The sequence below is a fragment of the Streptomyces sp. NBC_01463 genome (genome assembly GCA_036227345.1).
GTDB lineage: Bacteria > Actinomycetota > Actinomycetes > Streptomycetales > Streptomycetaceae > Streptomyces.
In genome coordinates, this window is record CP109468.1 from 5,084,950 (window position 1) to 5,098,209 (window position 13,260).

The 13,260-nt window shown below is 70.7% G+C and carries 13 protein-coding genes; 4 read left to right on the forward strand and 9 right to left on the reverse strand.

What is annotated here, in order from left to right:
• The first annotated feature begins 65 nt into the window (after window positions 1-65).
• Window positions 66-1,064 (forward strand): porphobilinogen synthase, encoded by a 999-nt coding sequence (hemB, locus tag OG521_22530; GenBank protein WUW23405.1) that lies wholly within the window; start codon window positions 66-68, stop codon window positions 1,062-1,064.
• 39 nt (window positions 1,065-1,103) lie between these two features.
• Here hemB and OG521_22535 read toward each other — a convergent pair whose 3' ends face one another.
• Window positions 1,104-1,448, reverse strand: a complete 345-nt coding sequence (locus tag OG521_22535) for a hypothetical protein (GenBank protein WUW23406.1) — start codon at window positions 1,446-1,448, stop codon at window positions 1,104-1,106.
• Between the two features lie 150 nt (window positions 1,449-1,598).
• Window positions 1,599-2,369 (reverse strand): DUF4232 domain-containing protein, encoded by a 771-nt coding sequence (locus OG521_22540; protein WUW23407.1) that lies wholly within the window; start codon window positions 2,367-2,369, stop codon window positions 1,599-1,601.
• Between the two features lie 440 nt (window positions 2,370-2,809).
• On the opposite strand from OG521_22540, the gene OG521_22545 reads away from it, so the two are divergent.
• Window positions 2,810-4,300, forward strand: a complete 1,491-nt coding sequence (locus OG521_22545; GenBank protein WUW23408.1) for a helix-turn-helix domain-containing protein — start codon at window positions 2,810-2,812, stop codon at window positions 4,298-4,300.
• 76 nt (window positions 4,301-4,376) lie between these two features.
• Here OG521_22545 and OG521_22550 read toward each other — a convergent pair whose 3' ends face one another.
• From OG521_22550 to OG521_22575, 6 genes are all read right to left on the reverse strand, one after another.
• The gene (locus OG521_22550) at window positions 4,377-5,174 is read right to left on the reverse strand and encodes a DUF4253 domain-containing protein (protein ID WUW23409.1); all 798 of its coding nucleotides are present in this window, start codon (window positions 5,172-5,174) and stop codon (window positions 4,377-4,379) included.
• Between the two features lie 39 nt (window positions 5,175-5,213).
• Entirely contained in the window at window positions 5,214-5,471 is a 258-nt protein-coding gene (locus tag OG521_22555; GenBank protein WUW23410.1) for a DUF397 domain-containing protein, read from the reverse strand.
• Window positions 5,468-6,253, reverse strand: a complete 786-nt coding sequence (locus tag OG521_22560; protein ID WUW23411.1) for a helix-turn-helix transcriptional regulator — start codon at window positions 6,251-6,253, stop codon at window positions 5,468-5,470. Before OG521_22560 ends, OG521_22555 begins: the two co-directional genes overlap by 4 nt.
• 111 nt (window positions 6,254-6,364) lie before the next feature.
• On the reverse strand, window positions 6,365-7,870 hold the full coding sequence (locus OG521_22565; protein WUW23412.1) for a hypothetical protein: 1,506 nt from the start codon (window positions 7,868-7,870) through the stop codon (window positions 6,365-6,367).
• A 128-nt stretch (window positions 7,871-7,998) separates the two neighbouring features.
• Entirely contained in the window at window positions 7,999-8,286 is a 288-nt protein-coding gene (locus tag OG521_22570) for a DUF4190 domain-containing protein (GenBank protein ID WUW23413.1), read from the reverse strand.
• A gap of 104 nt (window positions 8,287-8,390) precedes the next feature.
• Window positions 8,391-8,810 carry an ATP-binding protein gene (locus tag OG521_22575; GenBank protein ID WUW23414.1) on the reverse strand — a complete coding sequence of 140 codons (420 nt, stop codon included), beginning with the start codon at window positions 8,808-8,810 and terminating at the stop codon, window positions 8,391-8,393.
• Between the two features lie 199 nt (window positions 8,811-9,009).
• On the opposite strand from OG521_22575, the gene OG521_22580 reads away from it, so the two are divergent.
• Window positions 9,010-9,438 (forward strand): hypothetical protein, encoded by a 429-nt coding sequence (locus OG521_22580; protein WUW23415.1) that lies wholly within the window; start codon window positions 9,010-9,012, stop codon window positions 9,436-9,438.
• 79 nt (window positions 9,439-9,517) lie between these two features.
• On the opposite strand, the gene argS is transcribed toward OG521_22580, so the two are convergent.
• On the reverse strand, window positions 9,518-11,299 hold the full coding sequence (gene argS / locus OG521_22585) for an arginine--tRNA ligase (GenBank protein ID WUW23416.1): 1,782 nt from the start codon (window positions 11,297-11,299) through the stop codon (window positions 9,518-9,520).
• 134 nt (window positions 11,300-11,433) lie between these two features.
• Here argS and lysS point away from each other — a divergent pair, with 134 nt between their 5' ends.
• Window positions 11,434-13,188 (forward strand): lysine--tRNA ligase, encoded by a 1,755-nt coding sequence (gene lysS, locus OG521_22590; GenBank protein WUW26765.1) that lies wholly within the window; start codon window positions 11,434-11,436, stop codon window positions 13,186-13,188.
• Window positions 13,189-13,260 lie beyond the last annotated feature (72 nt).

Below are 13,260 nucleotides of genomic sequence, written 5' to 3' on the forward strand. Positions count from 1 at the left end.
TCCGCCGCCTTTTCCCGGCGGAGGTGTCGGTAAGAGCGTGCTGCGTACGGGTCTAGTCTCGAAGGATGACTGTGTACGGAAACTTCCCCGGCTCCCGCCCCCGGCGGCTGCGGACGACTCCCGTGATGCGGCGGATGGTCGCCGAGACACGGCTCGACCCGGCGAATCTGATCCTGCCCGCGTTCGTACGTGAGGGCATCGACGCGCCGGTCGCCATCTCGGCCATGCCCGGCGTGCAGCAGCACACCCTGGACACCCTGCGGAAGGCCGCGGTCGACGCGGTCTCGGCGGGCGTCTCCGGGATCATGCTGTTCGGTGTGCCGCTGGACGAGAAGAAGGACGCCCGCGGCACGGCGGGCACCGACCCGGAGGGCATCCTCCAGCTCGGTCTGCGGGCGGTGCGCGAGGAGGTCGGTGACGATCTCGTCGTCATGTCCGACCTCTGCCTGGACGAGACCACGGACCACGGTCACTGCGGTGTGCTGACCGCGGACGGCCGGGTCGACAACGACGCGACGCTGGAGCGGTACGCGGAGATGGCCCAGGTCCAGGCCGACGCGGGCGCCCATGTGGTCGGCCCCAGCGGCATGATGGACGGCCAGGTCGGCGTGATCCGCGACGCGCTGGACCAGACCGGCTACGAGGACGTGGCGATCCTCGCGTACACGGCGAAGTACTCCTCCGCGTTCTACGGCCCGTTCCGCGAGGCGGTCGGCTCCTCGCTCAAGGGCGACCGCAAGACGTACCAGCAGGACCCGGCCAACCTCCGTGAGTCGATGCGCGAGCTGGCGCTCGACCTGGAGGAGGGCGCGGACATGGTCATGGTCAAGCCGGCCGGTCCGTACCTCGACGTCCTGGCGAAGGTCGCCGACTCGGTGGACGTGCCGGTCGCCGCGTACCAGATCAGTGGCGAGTACGCGATGATCGAGGCCGCCGCCGAGAAGGGCTGGATCGACCGTGACGCGGCGATCCTGGAGAGCCTGACCGGGATCCGCCGGGCGGGCGCGCAGATGATCCTGACGTACTGGGCGACGGAGGTCGCGCAGAAGCTGGGCCGCCGCTAGAGCTCCCGGCCCGGCCTGTCCCGGCCGGGCCGTTGTTGCTCAGGGCCAGTCGATCATCGCGGCGAACGCCACGTAGGTGACGACGACCGTGACGGGTGCGAGCACGGCGACCGGGACGGCGGCGGGCGGCCGGCTGCTGCTGAGCACCCAGCTCGTGAACAGCAGGAGCAGGGACAGCACGAGGCCGCCGGAGAGCAGGGGCCAGGCGAGGTCGAAACTGGCGTCGAAGCGGTCGGACTGGGCGTCCGAGCAGGAGTCGCAGGCCATCGGCGAGAGCGCGCCGAAGAACCGGGCGAGGCCCGCGAGCGGCAGGGTCACCAGCGTCGAGACCAGTGCGGCGATCCAGGTGCGCGGCTGCGGGGCAGTCAGAATGTCGTCGGGCATGTGTACGAGTCAACTCGGTCTGCGCGGCCGCCACATGAGTTGTCGTACTCAGTGTCCTTGCGTCACGGCCACGGCCTCGCCCCGGGCATGGCCATGGCCTCGATGGCAGGGGGCCCATCGAGGCGTGCCGTCGTCAGTGGTCCGGTGGGCTCAGTAGGTGAGCGCGTCGTTCATGCTCATCTGCCAGTACGTGACGCTCAGGCTGCTGTCCACGAACACGCTCTTGCCCAGCGGCACGGAGACCGCGGGGCCGGTGCCGTCGGAGTTGCCGTCGCGGTTCTGGAAGCTGACGCTCAGGTCCTTGGTGGAGTAGCCGCCCGAGCCGCTGCCGTCGGCCGCCGAGGTCATGACGCCGGTGTAGACGGACTCACCCGGGTTGATCGTCGCGACGGCCTGCGGCTTGCTGTCCTCGAAGGTCTGCGGGACCGCCTGGGCCGCGCCGAACTTCAGGTACGGGTAGTAGTAGGCGTTGCAGGCCTTCGAGCCGGTGTTGGTCATCGTGAGCAGCAGGTGGTTGACCGGCCGCTCCACCGCGGTGATCGACAGCTTGGTGTTCTTCCCGGTGCAGGTCACCGTGGCCGCCTGTCCGTCGCCCGCCGGCTCGGGCTTGGACGCCTTGTCACCGGAGCCCGAACCGGAACCCGAGCCCGAGCCGGAGCCCTTGCCCGAACCGGAACCCGAACCGGAGCCCGAACCGGCGGAGTCCTTGCCCTGATCGGTGTCCGGGGCCGCCGTGCCCTTGTCGCCGGAGGCGCCGGAGTTCTCCGCCGGGGACTGGGAGGACGAGCCGGCCGTCGCGGAGGGGCTGACGGAGGCCGCCTCGTCGTCGCCCTGGCAGGCCGTCAGCGACAGCGAGGCGATCAGGGCGACGGCGCCGAGGGCGGAGGTACGGGCGGCGCGGCGGAAGCGAGCAGTACGCATGAGAGGCCTCTTCTGTGCGGAAGGTGGTGCGGAAGCTGTTTCGGAACGTGCTGTGGAATGTGGGGCGCCGCTTTGGTGCGCCGGGTGCTGACCGGTGTACTGGACAATGACGTGTGGTCAGAGGTGCAGCAGGAGTGCGATGACGGTCGCGACAGAGGCGATCAGGACTCCCGCGGCCACTGCATCGGTCAGGCTGAGTCGGGGACGAGTGCGCACGGCGGCTCCCGGGGACGGGCAGGTGATGGATGTACGAGTCGCGCTGCTCGCCCTTTCCGGGGTGCCGCTGCGGTGTGTTCCCACATCGTGTCCGGCCCGCGGATCCGGTGGCAACGGATGCCGGCCGGTACGGGACGCCGGAACGGAAAAACGGCCTCTGACCTGCGAGGACATCACCTGCCTGGAACGTCGTTCCGGGAGGGTAGGAGAGGGGAACGGTCAGAGTGGGCACGGAGATCCAGGACTTCGCCGCATTGCTCAGGGGGCTGAAGCAGCGCTCGGGGCTGAGCTACGGAGCGCTGGCCCAGAAGCTGCACATGAGCACCTCGACGATCCACCGGTACTGCAACGGAGACGCGGTCCCGCACGACTACGCGCCCGTCGAACGCTTCGCGCGGGTGTGCCGTGCGTCGTCCGACGAACTGGTGGCGCTGCACCGGCAGTGGATCCTCGCCGACGAGGCGAAGCGGCGGGGGGCGGCACGCAGGGACGAGCCCGCGGGGACGGTCGAGCCGGTGGCGGTGGTGGATCGGCCGGAGCCGGAGCCGGGACCGGGACCGGAGCCGGAGACGAAGTCCGTCCCGGTGACGGAGCCGCAAGCGGACGTTGAACCGGAGCCGGAGCCGGAGCCGGTGCCGGTGCCGGTGCCGGTGCCGGAAGCTGCGCCGGCGCAGGGGGAGGCACCGGTTGCGGCGGCCGCGCCGGAATCCATGGGCGAGGACGTGACACCGGATTCCGGGTGGGCGGCTGCCGCGCGGCCCCCGGGCGGCCGGCTGTCCGGCAAACGGCTGCGCGTGCTGCTCGCGGCCGTCGCGGTCGTCGCACTCACCGTTCCCGCCGCACTGGCGATCAGCAACTACACGGGCGACCGCACACACGACGAGGGCATGGACAGGACCGGCACCAACTCACCGGCCACCCCGAGCCGGAGCGGCAGCGGATCTCCGTCCCCGAGTCCTTCCAAGCCCTCCGCGTCCGCGACCAGCGGCTCCGCGACCCCGTCCGCCACGGCCACGAGGTCCACCGCCCCCAAGGGCGCAGACAGCAAGGGCGGGAAACCGGCCGCGCCCCAAGGGGTGCCGGTGACCGCCACCATCAGCTCGTACAACTGGGACTCGCCCTGCGGGCAGTACTACCTGCTCGACCGCGACCCCCGCTCCATGCCGCCGGTGCCCGCGATCCAGGACCGGCGCAGCTGGTCCGCGCAGCTGGGCGGGGTGGACGGGGGCGACATGCTCCTCGAACTCACCCTGCAGGGCGCCTCGCAGGAGGCGGTCGTGCTGAATGCCCTCCATGTCCGCGTGGTGACACAGGCCCCCGCGAACGACTGGCCCGCCTTCTCGATGGGGGAGGGCTGCGGCGGCGGCATCGTGCCGCAGACGTTCAACATCGACCTGGACGACCGGCAGCCCGTCTCCATGCCGGTCGCCGGTGAGGACGCCGGCCGGGTCGTTCCGGCGAAGAACTTCCCGTACCGGGTGAGCTCCACCGACGTGGAGGTGTTCCACCTCAACGCGCACACGGAGGCCCACGATGTGACCTGGTACCTGGAGCTGGAGTGGTCCAGCGGGGGCCGGAGCGGGACGGTGCGCATCGACGACGGCGGCAAGCCGTTCCGCACGGCGAGCATGCGGGACCGGCCCGTGTACGAATACCGGCCGGACAAGGCCGAGTGGGAGGACATCTCGGAGTCGCTGGAGGGGCAGGGCAACTGACAGCGGCCGCTGCGGTGCCGCTGTACGTGTGTACCGGCGGCACCGGACCGGCCGTGCGTCCCAGCCCGTCAGCCGCTCAGTCCCACCAGAAGGACCAGGTCTGCTGGTTGAGCAGGGCCTTCTCCGCGTACGCGTCCAGGCTGTTCAGCGTGGACTGCTGGATGTTGTCCGGGCAGAACGCGAAATGCTCGGCGGCCAGCGCCTCGGATTCGGCGATGGTGGTCGGGGGGCGGCTCACCGAGACGACCATCGTGTCGAACCCGAGCACCACGACCCGCGCCCCGAACCGGTCCTCCCACGAACGCAGCACCGCGCAGAGCCGCGCCACGTCGTTCTCATGGTTGAGCGGTCCCGACCAGCCGATCGCCGCCGGTATGTCGGCGCTGCGGCGCGCCGGCACGAGCGCCGCCCGCAGGCCGGTCATCGGGCCGCCCGGGTCCGCCAGGAAGTCCGCGAGGCCCGCCGACGAAGCGTCGGGGTCCTCGGTCGCCTCCTCGGCCGGGACGGGCGCCAGGCCCGGCCACTCGGCCGCCGAGTCGTCGAGACCGAGCTCCTCGGGGGCGTACGCCTCCCAGATCTCGCTCAGGACCCCTTCCGCGTCGTGGTCGCCGGGATACGAGGTCCTGGCCGGGCCGAGATCCCAGGCCTCGGGCCACTGGTCGCGCATCCCGCCGTCGATCAGCACGGGCAGCAGCCCGACGGGCCGCCCGGACGCGCGCAGCGCCGCCCAGGTCCCGAGGGCCGCGGGCGCGTCCGCGTACCAGAGCAGGGGCTCGTGCCACACCTCGTCGATCGTGGCGTCTACGAAGGTGCCGGGCGGCAGTTGAAGCCCTGCGTCGGCCGGGGAACGGAGCGGATTCGGAAGCGTCGCCATACCGGAAACCCTAGAGCCCGCCACTGACAATCGGCACGCTCAGACCCCGACGTGCCCGAGGTCCCCGACGTGCCCGGTGAACGCGGCCCAGGCGGCGGGCGCGAGGCTGAGCGCGGGGCCCTCGGGGTTCTTGGAGTCACGGACGTGGACGGCGGCGGGGTGGGCGGCGACCTCGACGCACTGGCCGCCTTCGTCGCCGCTGTGGCTGGACTTCTGCCAGTCGTACGCGACTTCGAGGCAGGCGCCGCCTTCGTCGCCGCTGTAGCTGGACTTGAACCACGCGCGTGCAGTGCTCATTGCTCTCCCAGCAGACTGTCCAGCAGGCCCACGGAGTCTTCGGGGCTGAGGGCCTGAGTTCGCAGCATCGCATATTTCTGCGACAGGATGCTGACCTCGTCGGGGTCGGCGACGAGCAGGCTGCCGCGCTGCGTTTCGGAGTACGCGACGCGTTGGTAGTCCGGTGTTTCCAGCAGGATGAAGGGGCCGTTGAGCCCTGCATGAGTCCGGCGGCTCAGAGGTAGCACCTGGAGACAGATCCCCGGCAGCGCGGCGCACTGCCGCAGATGGTGCAGCTGCTCGTAGTGCGCCTCGTCGTCGACGAGTTGAAGCATCACGACCGGCTCCCAGATGACGAAGCTGATCGTCGGTGGCGTGCTGCGCCGCAGAATCTCCTGGCGCTCCAGGCGGGCCGCCGTCTGGTCCGCGATCTTCTCCTCGCTGAAGACGGGGACCCGGTTCCGGAAGACCGCGCGGGCGTAGGCCTCGGTCTGGAGCAGCCCCGGCATGACCTGGTTGTCGTACCAGGACAGGGCGAGCGCCTCCCGTTCCAGGTCGAGGTACTGCTCGACCCACGCCGGGATCAGGTCCACCTCCGGCATGTTCTCCACCGCCGTCTCCAGCGCCCCCTTCGTGTCCAGGAGCCGGTCCAACTGGAGGGCCAGGTCCGGGAGGAGCGCCCGGCGGCCCTGTTCGATGGAGGCGACCGTCTCCACCTGAACCTTGACGCGGTCGGCCAGTTGGGCCTGGGTCAGACCTGAGGCGACGCGGAAGCGGCCGACCAGTTTGCCCACGAGCTTCATGGCCGACGCGTTCCTGCGCTGCCGATTCCTGGGGTGCATACGGTCCCAATCCCCACCCGCACCCGTACTTCACGCCTGGGCGACCCGTACAAGAAATCTGTACGGGTGCGCCTACCGCGTCACCGGAGTCAGGGCGGCGGCCTGCGTGGTCCCGGACGTGTCCACCTGGAGGATCGCGTCCCGGGTCGTGCGCGCGATCGCGGCGGCGGTGTCGCGGTCCAGTCCGGCCTTGTTCAGGACGATGGTGCCGGAGCTGCCCCGGTCGAGCCAGGTGCAGGCGGTGTGCGCGCCCTTGTCCTCGGCGTCGGTGGCGTACGCGGCGCAGCGCAGCCGGCCGCCGTGTGCGCCCGGGGGAGCGTCCCAGACGTCGTTGATCGTCGATTCGGAGCGGGAGAGGCCCTGTTCGTACGCACGGACCGCGTCCGTCGGGGTGTTGTGGTAATCGCCGGTCGCTCCGAAGACGAAGGCGAGGGGCTCGGCGCTGCTCGCCGCCATCTGCTGGGCGGTTCCGTAGACGTAGATGAACGTGCCGGGTCCGAAGTCGTCCGGGATGACCGTGACCGTGTCCGGTTCGGCGTCGGCACCGTCCCCGCCCGGCGGCGTGGAGAGCAGCGGAGCGCCGAGGAGGGTGTCCGGTGCCGTGGCCGTGTAGTGCGGGTAGTCGGTGTTCTCCGGGGGTGTCCACAGCAGGGGCGACGCGGCCGAGCAGACCACGATGACCAGGACCGCCAGGTTCACGACGAGTTCGCGGGAGCTGAAGGCGGGCGGCGGTGGCAGCGGGCTGTCCGGCAGTTCCGCCCCGTCCGGGGGTGTGAGCAGGCGGGCCAGGCCGCGGGCACGGGCGTGCCGTTCCAGCCGCCGGAGCATCGCGCCCGGCACGAAGAGCAGGACGGCGATCAGTGCCACCCAGGCCGGCAGATGGTACGCGGCCCGGCTGGCCGTGAGGGTCGCGGCGAGCACCGCCACGGTGAGCAGGGTGGGGAGCGGGGCGCGTACGTGGGCCAGGAGCAGTCGGCGGCCGGGGCGTTCGAGCGCCGCGAGGGTCTCGGCGAGGATCGCCAGGCGCCGGTCGTAGGGGCGCCGGACGGCCTGCTCGCCGGCCAGCCAGGCGGCGTCGGCGAGGTCGGGCGCGGCGGCCAGGGCGGCGCGGACGTCATGGCGCTGGATGTGGGCGATGACCGCGGGCGCCGGGTTGCCGGCGTCCGGGAGGACCAGGATCTCGCCGCGGGCGTGCCGGCCCACGTGCAGCGCCTGGGGTGAGTCGGGGGCCAGTTCGATGATCCGGTTCGCCAGCACGGGGCCCCGGGCGTGGCGGCCGGGGTGGTCGAGCGGGTCGGATGCGAGGCAGAGCTCGGCGTACGCGGAGAGCAGACCCAGGTCGTCGGGGAAGGCCTCCAGGCCCTGGCGGTAGACGCGTTCGGCCTCGTCGTCGTGGTCGTCCTCGTCCTCGACGACATGGGCGCGGCCCAGCAGCAGGCAGAGCGCCGGATCGGGGCCGTACCGCTCCAGCGCGGCGGCCGCGTGCGCCCGGGCGTCGGCGGGTCTTCCGCCGTTGAGGGCGGCCTGAGCCGCCGCCGTCGCCGCTGCGGGCGACGTGTCTTCCTCGGTGTCCTGCATGAGATCCCCACCCCTGGTGACGCGGCCGACGAGAGATCGGCCGCGTCACTATCGCCTGCCGGCCGACGGCCGGTCAATGGCTGTTGGGGGAAGGTTCGCAGGTCGGGCGGGGTGCGGGGCCGGTGGCGTCAGCCGCCGACGTACCAGCTGAACCCGCCGTTGCTGGCCGCGATGATGAGCACGACGACGATCAGCAGGTCGATGACACCGAGCACCAGGCCGGCCTTGGCCATGCCGGTGCCGCCCCTCGCGGCCTGCTGGCGCAGGGCCACGACGCCGAGCACGATGGCCACCGGGCCGAGGATGATGCCGAAGAAGAGCAGACCGATGATGCCGCAGATCAGGCTCGCCACCGCGAAGCCATTGGTGCCGGACCGGGCGGCGGGGGCGGAGTACGAACTGTTGTCATGCGTCATTGCACTCTCCCGTTGAATTGTCGGTTCGGTGCTGGAATTCTCTTGTGCCCGTCATGAGTTGAGACATGCGGTCGAGTGGAATCCGCGACGCAATTCCGATGCGGTCAGCGAGCCAGCACGGCAAGAATGATCTTTCCTTCGTTGCCGAGCGGACGGACGGTGACCCGGTGGGCCAGCCGCAGGATCATCGGCCAGCCGAAGCCGCCCGTCCGGCCGGTCATGTCCGGGACGCGGGACTGCGGATGTGCGGGGCTCGGGTCGGCGACCCGGACGTGCAGTGCGCCGTTGTCCGCCTTGAAGGAGAGGGCGGTGACGGAACCGGCGTGCTGGATCGCGTTCGTGACCAGCTCCGACGAGAGAAGCAGCAGGTTCTGGATCGCGCGGGCCGACGGCGCGGGGTTGAGCTGCGCGACGAAGGCGGTGGCGGCCGCGCGTGCTTCTGCCGCCCGGCGGGGTGGGGCCGAGTACTGCGCGATTTCCCTTCCGGCGACGGAATGGGGAGCGGCGGCGCATTGGTCGGTCATTTTTCTCACCCCGTGTGTCGTGAGTGGAGGCTGGTACCACCTCCGTGTACCCGGGGCATTGCGGTGTATCCGGAATTCTCTGCGCGGATGGGACGGGAGAGGAACAGGGGGAGTAACACGGGGGGTGAGGAATGCGTGCGCCGCCGGTTTCCGGGCAGGTGTGCCTGACACACGTGATCCGCTGCGAAGGGAAGTCACCATGAACGAGTCCGTCGAACTCGCGCCGGACTCGACCGCGGTCGTGATCGAGCCCGTGCCCGATCTCCAGCTCCAGCTGCTGATCCAGCTCCTCGACAGGGAGATGCGCTCCGGGCTCCCGCTCACCCTCACCGTGCCGGCCGGAGTGCTGCACGGTGACGTGATCGGCCACGAGGCGTGGAAGGCCGACTGGGCCAGGAGCCTGCGCCAGGTCGAGGGGGAGGGCGCCAACCTCATCGCGGAGTTTCCCGAGACGGTGGACCAGGGGATCAACGAGCTGCGGGCCGAGGAGGACGTGCGGCAGCTGCCGCGCTGGATCCATCTGCGGGACGCCACGCTCGTCTTCGGAGGTACGGCCCCGCTCCGGCTGCCCCTGTGGCGCGGCCGGCTGGCGGACGTCTCCGGGTGGGCTCTGGGCCGGCCCGAGTAGCCGCCGGCGCGAAGAGGGCGGGGCCCGGCACACTTCCGTGTGCCGGGCCCCGCCCTCTGTCTGCCGGTGCGCGAGGTGATCAGAGGCGCTCGGGGGTCCTGATGCCGAGCAGTGCCATCCCCTGGTGCAGGGTGCGGGCGGTGAGCTCGACGAGGAAGAGCCGGTTCTCGACGACCTCGGCCGGGTTCTCGTCGCTCAGGACCTGGCACTGGTCGTAGAACGTGGTGAGGTGCGAGGCGAGCTGGTAGAGGTACGCGGCCAGCTTGTGCGGCTCGTAGCCCGCCGCCACCTCGGACAGCACCTCGCCGAACTGGTCCAGGTGCAGACCGAGCGCCCGCTCGGCCGGGGCCAGCTCCAGCTCCGGGTGCGCGGCTGGCTTCGCGTCGCCCGCCTTGCGCAGGATCGACCGGATCCGCGCGTACGCGTACTGCAGGTACACCGACGTGTCGCCGTGCAGCGACACCATCTGGTCCAGGTCGAACTTGTAGTCGCGCACGGCGGAGGTCGACAGGTCCGCGTACTTCACGGCGCCGATGCCGACGTACCGGCCGTTCTCGACGATCTCGTCCTCGGACAGGCCGATCTTCCCGGCCTTCTCCCGGACCACGGCCGTCGCCCGCTCGACCGCCTCGTCCAGCAGGTCCTCAAGCCGGATGGTGACACCCTCACGGGTCTTGAACGGCTTGCCGTCCTTGCCGAGCACCGTGCCGAAGGCGAGCTGGTGCGCCTTGACGTCCTCGTTCAGCCAGCCGGCCCGGCGGGCCGTCTCGAAGACCATCCTGAAGTGCAGGGACTGCCGCGCGTCCACCACGTACAGCAGGGTGTCCGCCTTGAGGTTCTGCACCCGGTCGCGGATCGCGGAGAGGTCGGTCGCCGCGTAGCCGTAACCGCCGTTCGTCTTCTTGACGATCAGCGGGGTCGGGTTGCCGTCCGGGCCCTTCACGTCGTCGAAGAAGACGCACAGCGCACCCTCGGAGCGGACCGCGACGCCCGTCTCCTCCAGGATCCGGCAGGTCTCCTCCAGCATGTCGTTGTAGCCGGACTCGCCGACGATGTCGGGGTCGCTGATCTCCATGTCGAGCTTGTCGAAGACCGAGTAGAAGTAGATCTTCGACTCGTCGACGAACCGCTGCCACATGGCGAGCGTCTCCGGCTCACCGGCCTGGAGCGCGACCACCCGGTCCCGCGAGCGGGCCTTGAACTCCTCGTCGGAGTCGAACAGCACCCGCGAGGCCTTGTAGAGCCGGTTCAGCGACGACATGGCGGCCTCGCCGTCGGCCTGGTCGCCCTCGCCGCCCTGGTGGTCCAGCTCGTCCGGGTGCTCGATCAGGTACTGGATGAGCATGCCGAACTGGGTGCCCCAGTCGCCGATGTGGTGCCGCCGGACGACGGACTCACCGGTGAACTCCAGGATCCGCACCATCGCGTCACCGATCACGGCGGACCGCAGGTGACCGACGTGCATCTCCTTGGCCACGTTCGGCTGGGCGTAGTCGATGACGGTGGTGCCGGCGGCGCTGTCGTGCGGCACGCCGAGCCGGCCGCTCGCGTCCGCCGCACGGGCGGCGAGCGTCTCGACGATCGACCTGTCCGAGAGCGTGATGTTCAGGAAGCCGGGCCCGGAGACCTCGATGTCCTTGATCAGGTCCGTCGCCGGGAGGGCGCCGGTCACCTGGGCGGCCAGCTCGCGCGGGTTGCCCTTGAGCTTCTTCGCGAGCGCCAGGATGCCGTTGGCCTGGAAGTCGGCCCGGTCGCTTCGGCGCAGCAGCGGGTCCGCGGTACCGGCATCCGGCAGGGCTGCCGTCAGGGCGTCCGCCAGCTGCTGCTGGAGCGTGGAAGCGAGGGAATTGACCGAGGCCATCAGCTGGCTGCCGTTTCCGTAGGAGTACAGGGGATGACGCCAAGTATCCCACGGGGCGTAAAGCCGTTTTCGCGCTGTGGGTGGTACCTGGGAGAATGGCCTCTGCCCCAATGAGTCCTACAAGAGAGAAGGACGTGCCGACCGTGGCTCAGAGTCAGAGCACTACCGAGACCGACTGGGTCTCCCGCTTCGCGGACGAGGTCATCGCCGAATCGGAGCGTCGTGCGCCTGGCAAACCGGTCGTCGTCGCGTCCGGCCTCTCCCCGTCGGGACCGATCCACCTGGGCAACCTCCGCGAGGTCATGACCCCGCACCTGGTCGCCGACGAGGTGCGCCGGCGCGGGCACACCGTCCGGCACCTGATCTCGTGGGACGACTACGACCGCTTCCGCAAGGTGCCGAACGGGGTCGAGGGCGTGGACGCGTCCTGGGCCGAGCACATCGGCAAGCCGCTGACCTCGGTGCCCGCCCCGGCCGGATCCGCGTACCCGAACTGGGCCGAGCACTTCAAGGCCGCCATGACGGCGTCCCTGGACGAGCTCGGCGTCGAGTACGACGGAATCAGCCAGACGGAGCAGTACCTGGCGGGCACGTACCGCGAGCAGATCCTGCACGCGATGCGCCACCGCGCCGACATCGACGCCGTCCTGGACCGCTACCGGACCAAGAAGGACCCGGCGGCCGGCGGCGGCAAGAAGCCGCAGCAGAAGAAGGTCGACGAGGCGGAGCTCGAGGCCGAGGCGGGCTCCGGCGCGGCGAACGAGGACGACGGCAGCGGCGGCTCGGCCGGCTACTTCCCGTACAAGCCCTACTGCGGCAACTGCGAGAAGGACCTGACGACGGTCACGTCGTACGACGACGAGAGCACCGAGCTGAACTACACCTGCTCGGACTGCGGCTTCGCCGAGACGGTCCGGCTCAAGGAGTTCAACCGCGGCAAGCTGGTCTGGAAGGTCGACTGGCCGATGCGCTGGGCCTACGAGGGCGTGATCTTCGAACCGAGCGGGGTGGACCACTCCTCGCCCGGGTCGTCGTTCGTCGTCGGCGGCCAGATCGTCCGCGAGATCTTCGACGGAGTGCAGCCGATCGGCCCGATGTACGCCTTCGTCGGCATCTCCGGCATGGCGAAGATGTCCTCCTCCAAGGGCGGCGTGCCGACCCCGGCCGACGCGCTCAAGATCATGGAGGCGCCGCTGCTGCGCTGGCTGTACGCGCGCCGCAGGCCCAACCAGTCCTTCAAGATCGCCTTCGACCAGGAGATCCAGCGGCTCTACGACGAGTGGGACTCGCTGGAGCGCAAGGTCGCCGACGGCTCCGTGCTGCCGGCCGACGCCGCCGCGCACTCCCGGGCGACCGGGACGGCCGCCGGTGAGCTGCCGCGCACCCCGCGCCCGCTGCCGTACCGCACCCTCGCCTCGGTCGCCGACATCACCGCCGGAGCCGAGGACCAGACGCTGCGCATCCTCAGCGAGCTCGACCCGTCGAGCCCGCTGACCTCGCTGGACGAGGTCAGGCCGCGGCTCGACCGGGCCGAGAACTGGATCACCACCCAGGTCCCGGCCGAGGCCCGCACCATCGTCCGCGACGAGCCGGACAAGGAACTCCTCGGCTCGCTGGACGAGCAGGGACGCGAGTCGCTGCGGCTGCTCCTGGAGGGCCTGGACACGCACTGGTCGCTCGACGGGCTGACCACGCTCGTCTACGGCGTGCCGAAGGTGCTGGCCGGTCTGGAGGCCGACGCCAAGCCGACGCCCGAGCTGAAGACGGCCCAGCGGTCGTTCTTCGCACTGCTGTACCGGCTGCTGGTCAGCCGGGACACCGGCCCGCGACTGCCCACGCTGCTGCTCGCGGTCGGGGCCGACCGGGTGCGCAGGCTGCTCGGCGCATGAGTGTGTGAGTGAACGGGAAGGGCCGCTCCCCACGGTGGGGAGCGGCCCTTCGCCGTACGCGCCGGGTGCCGC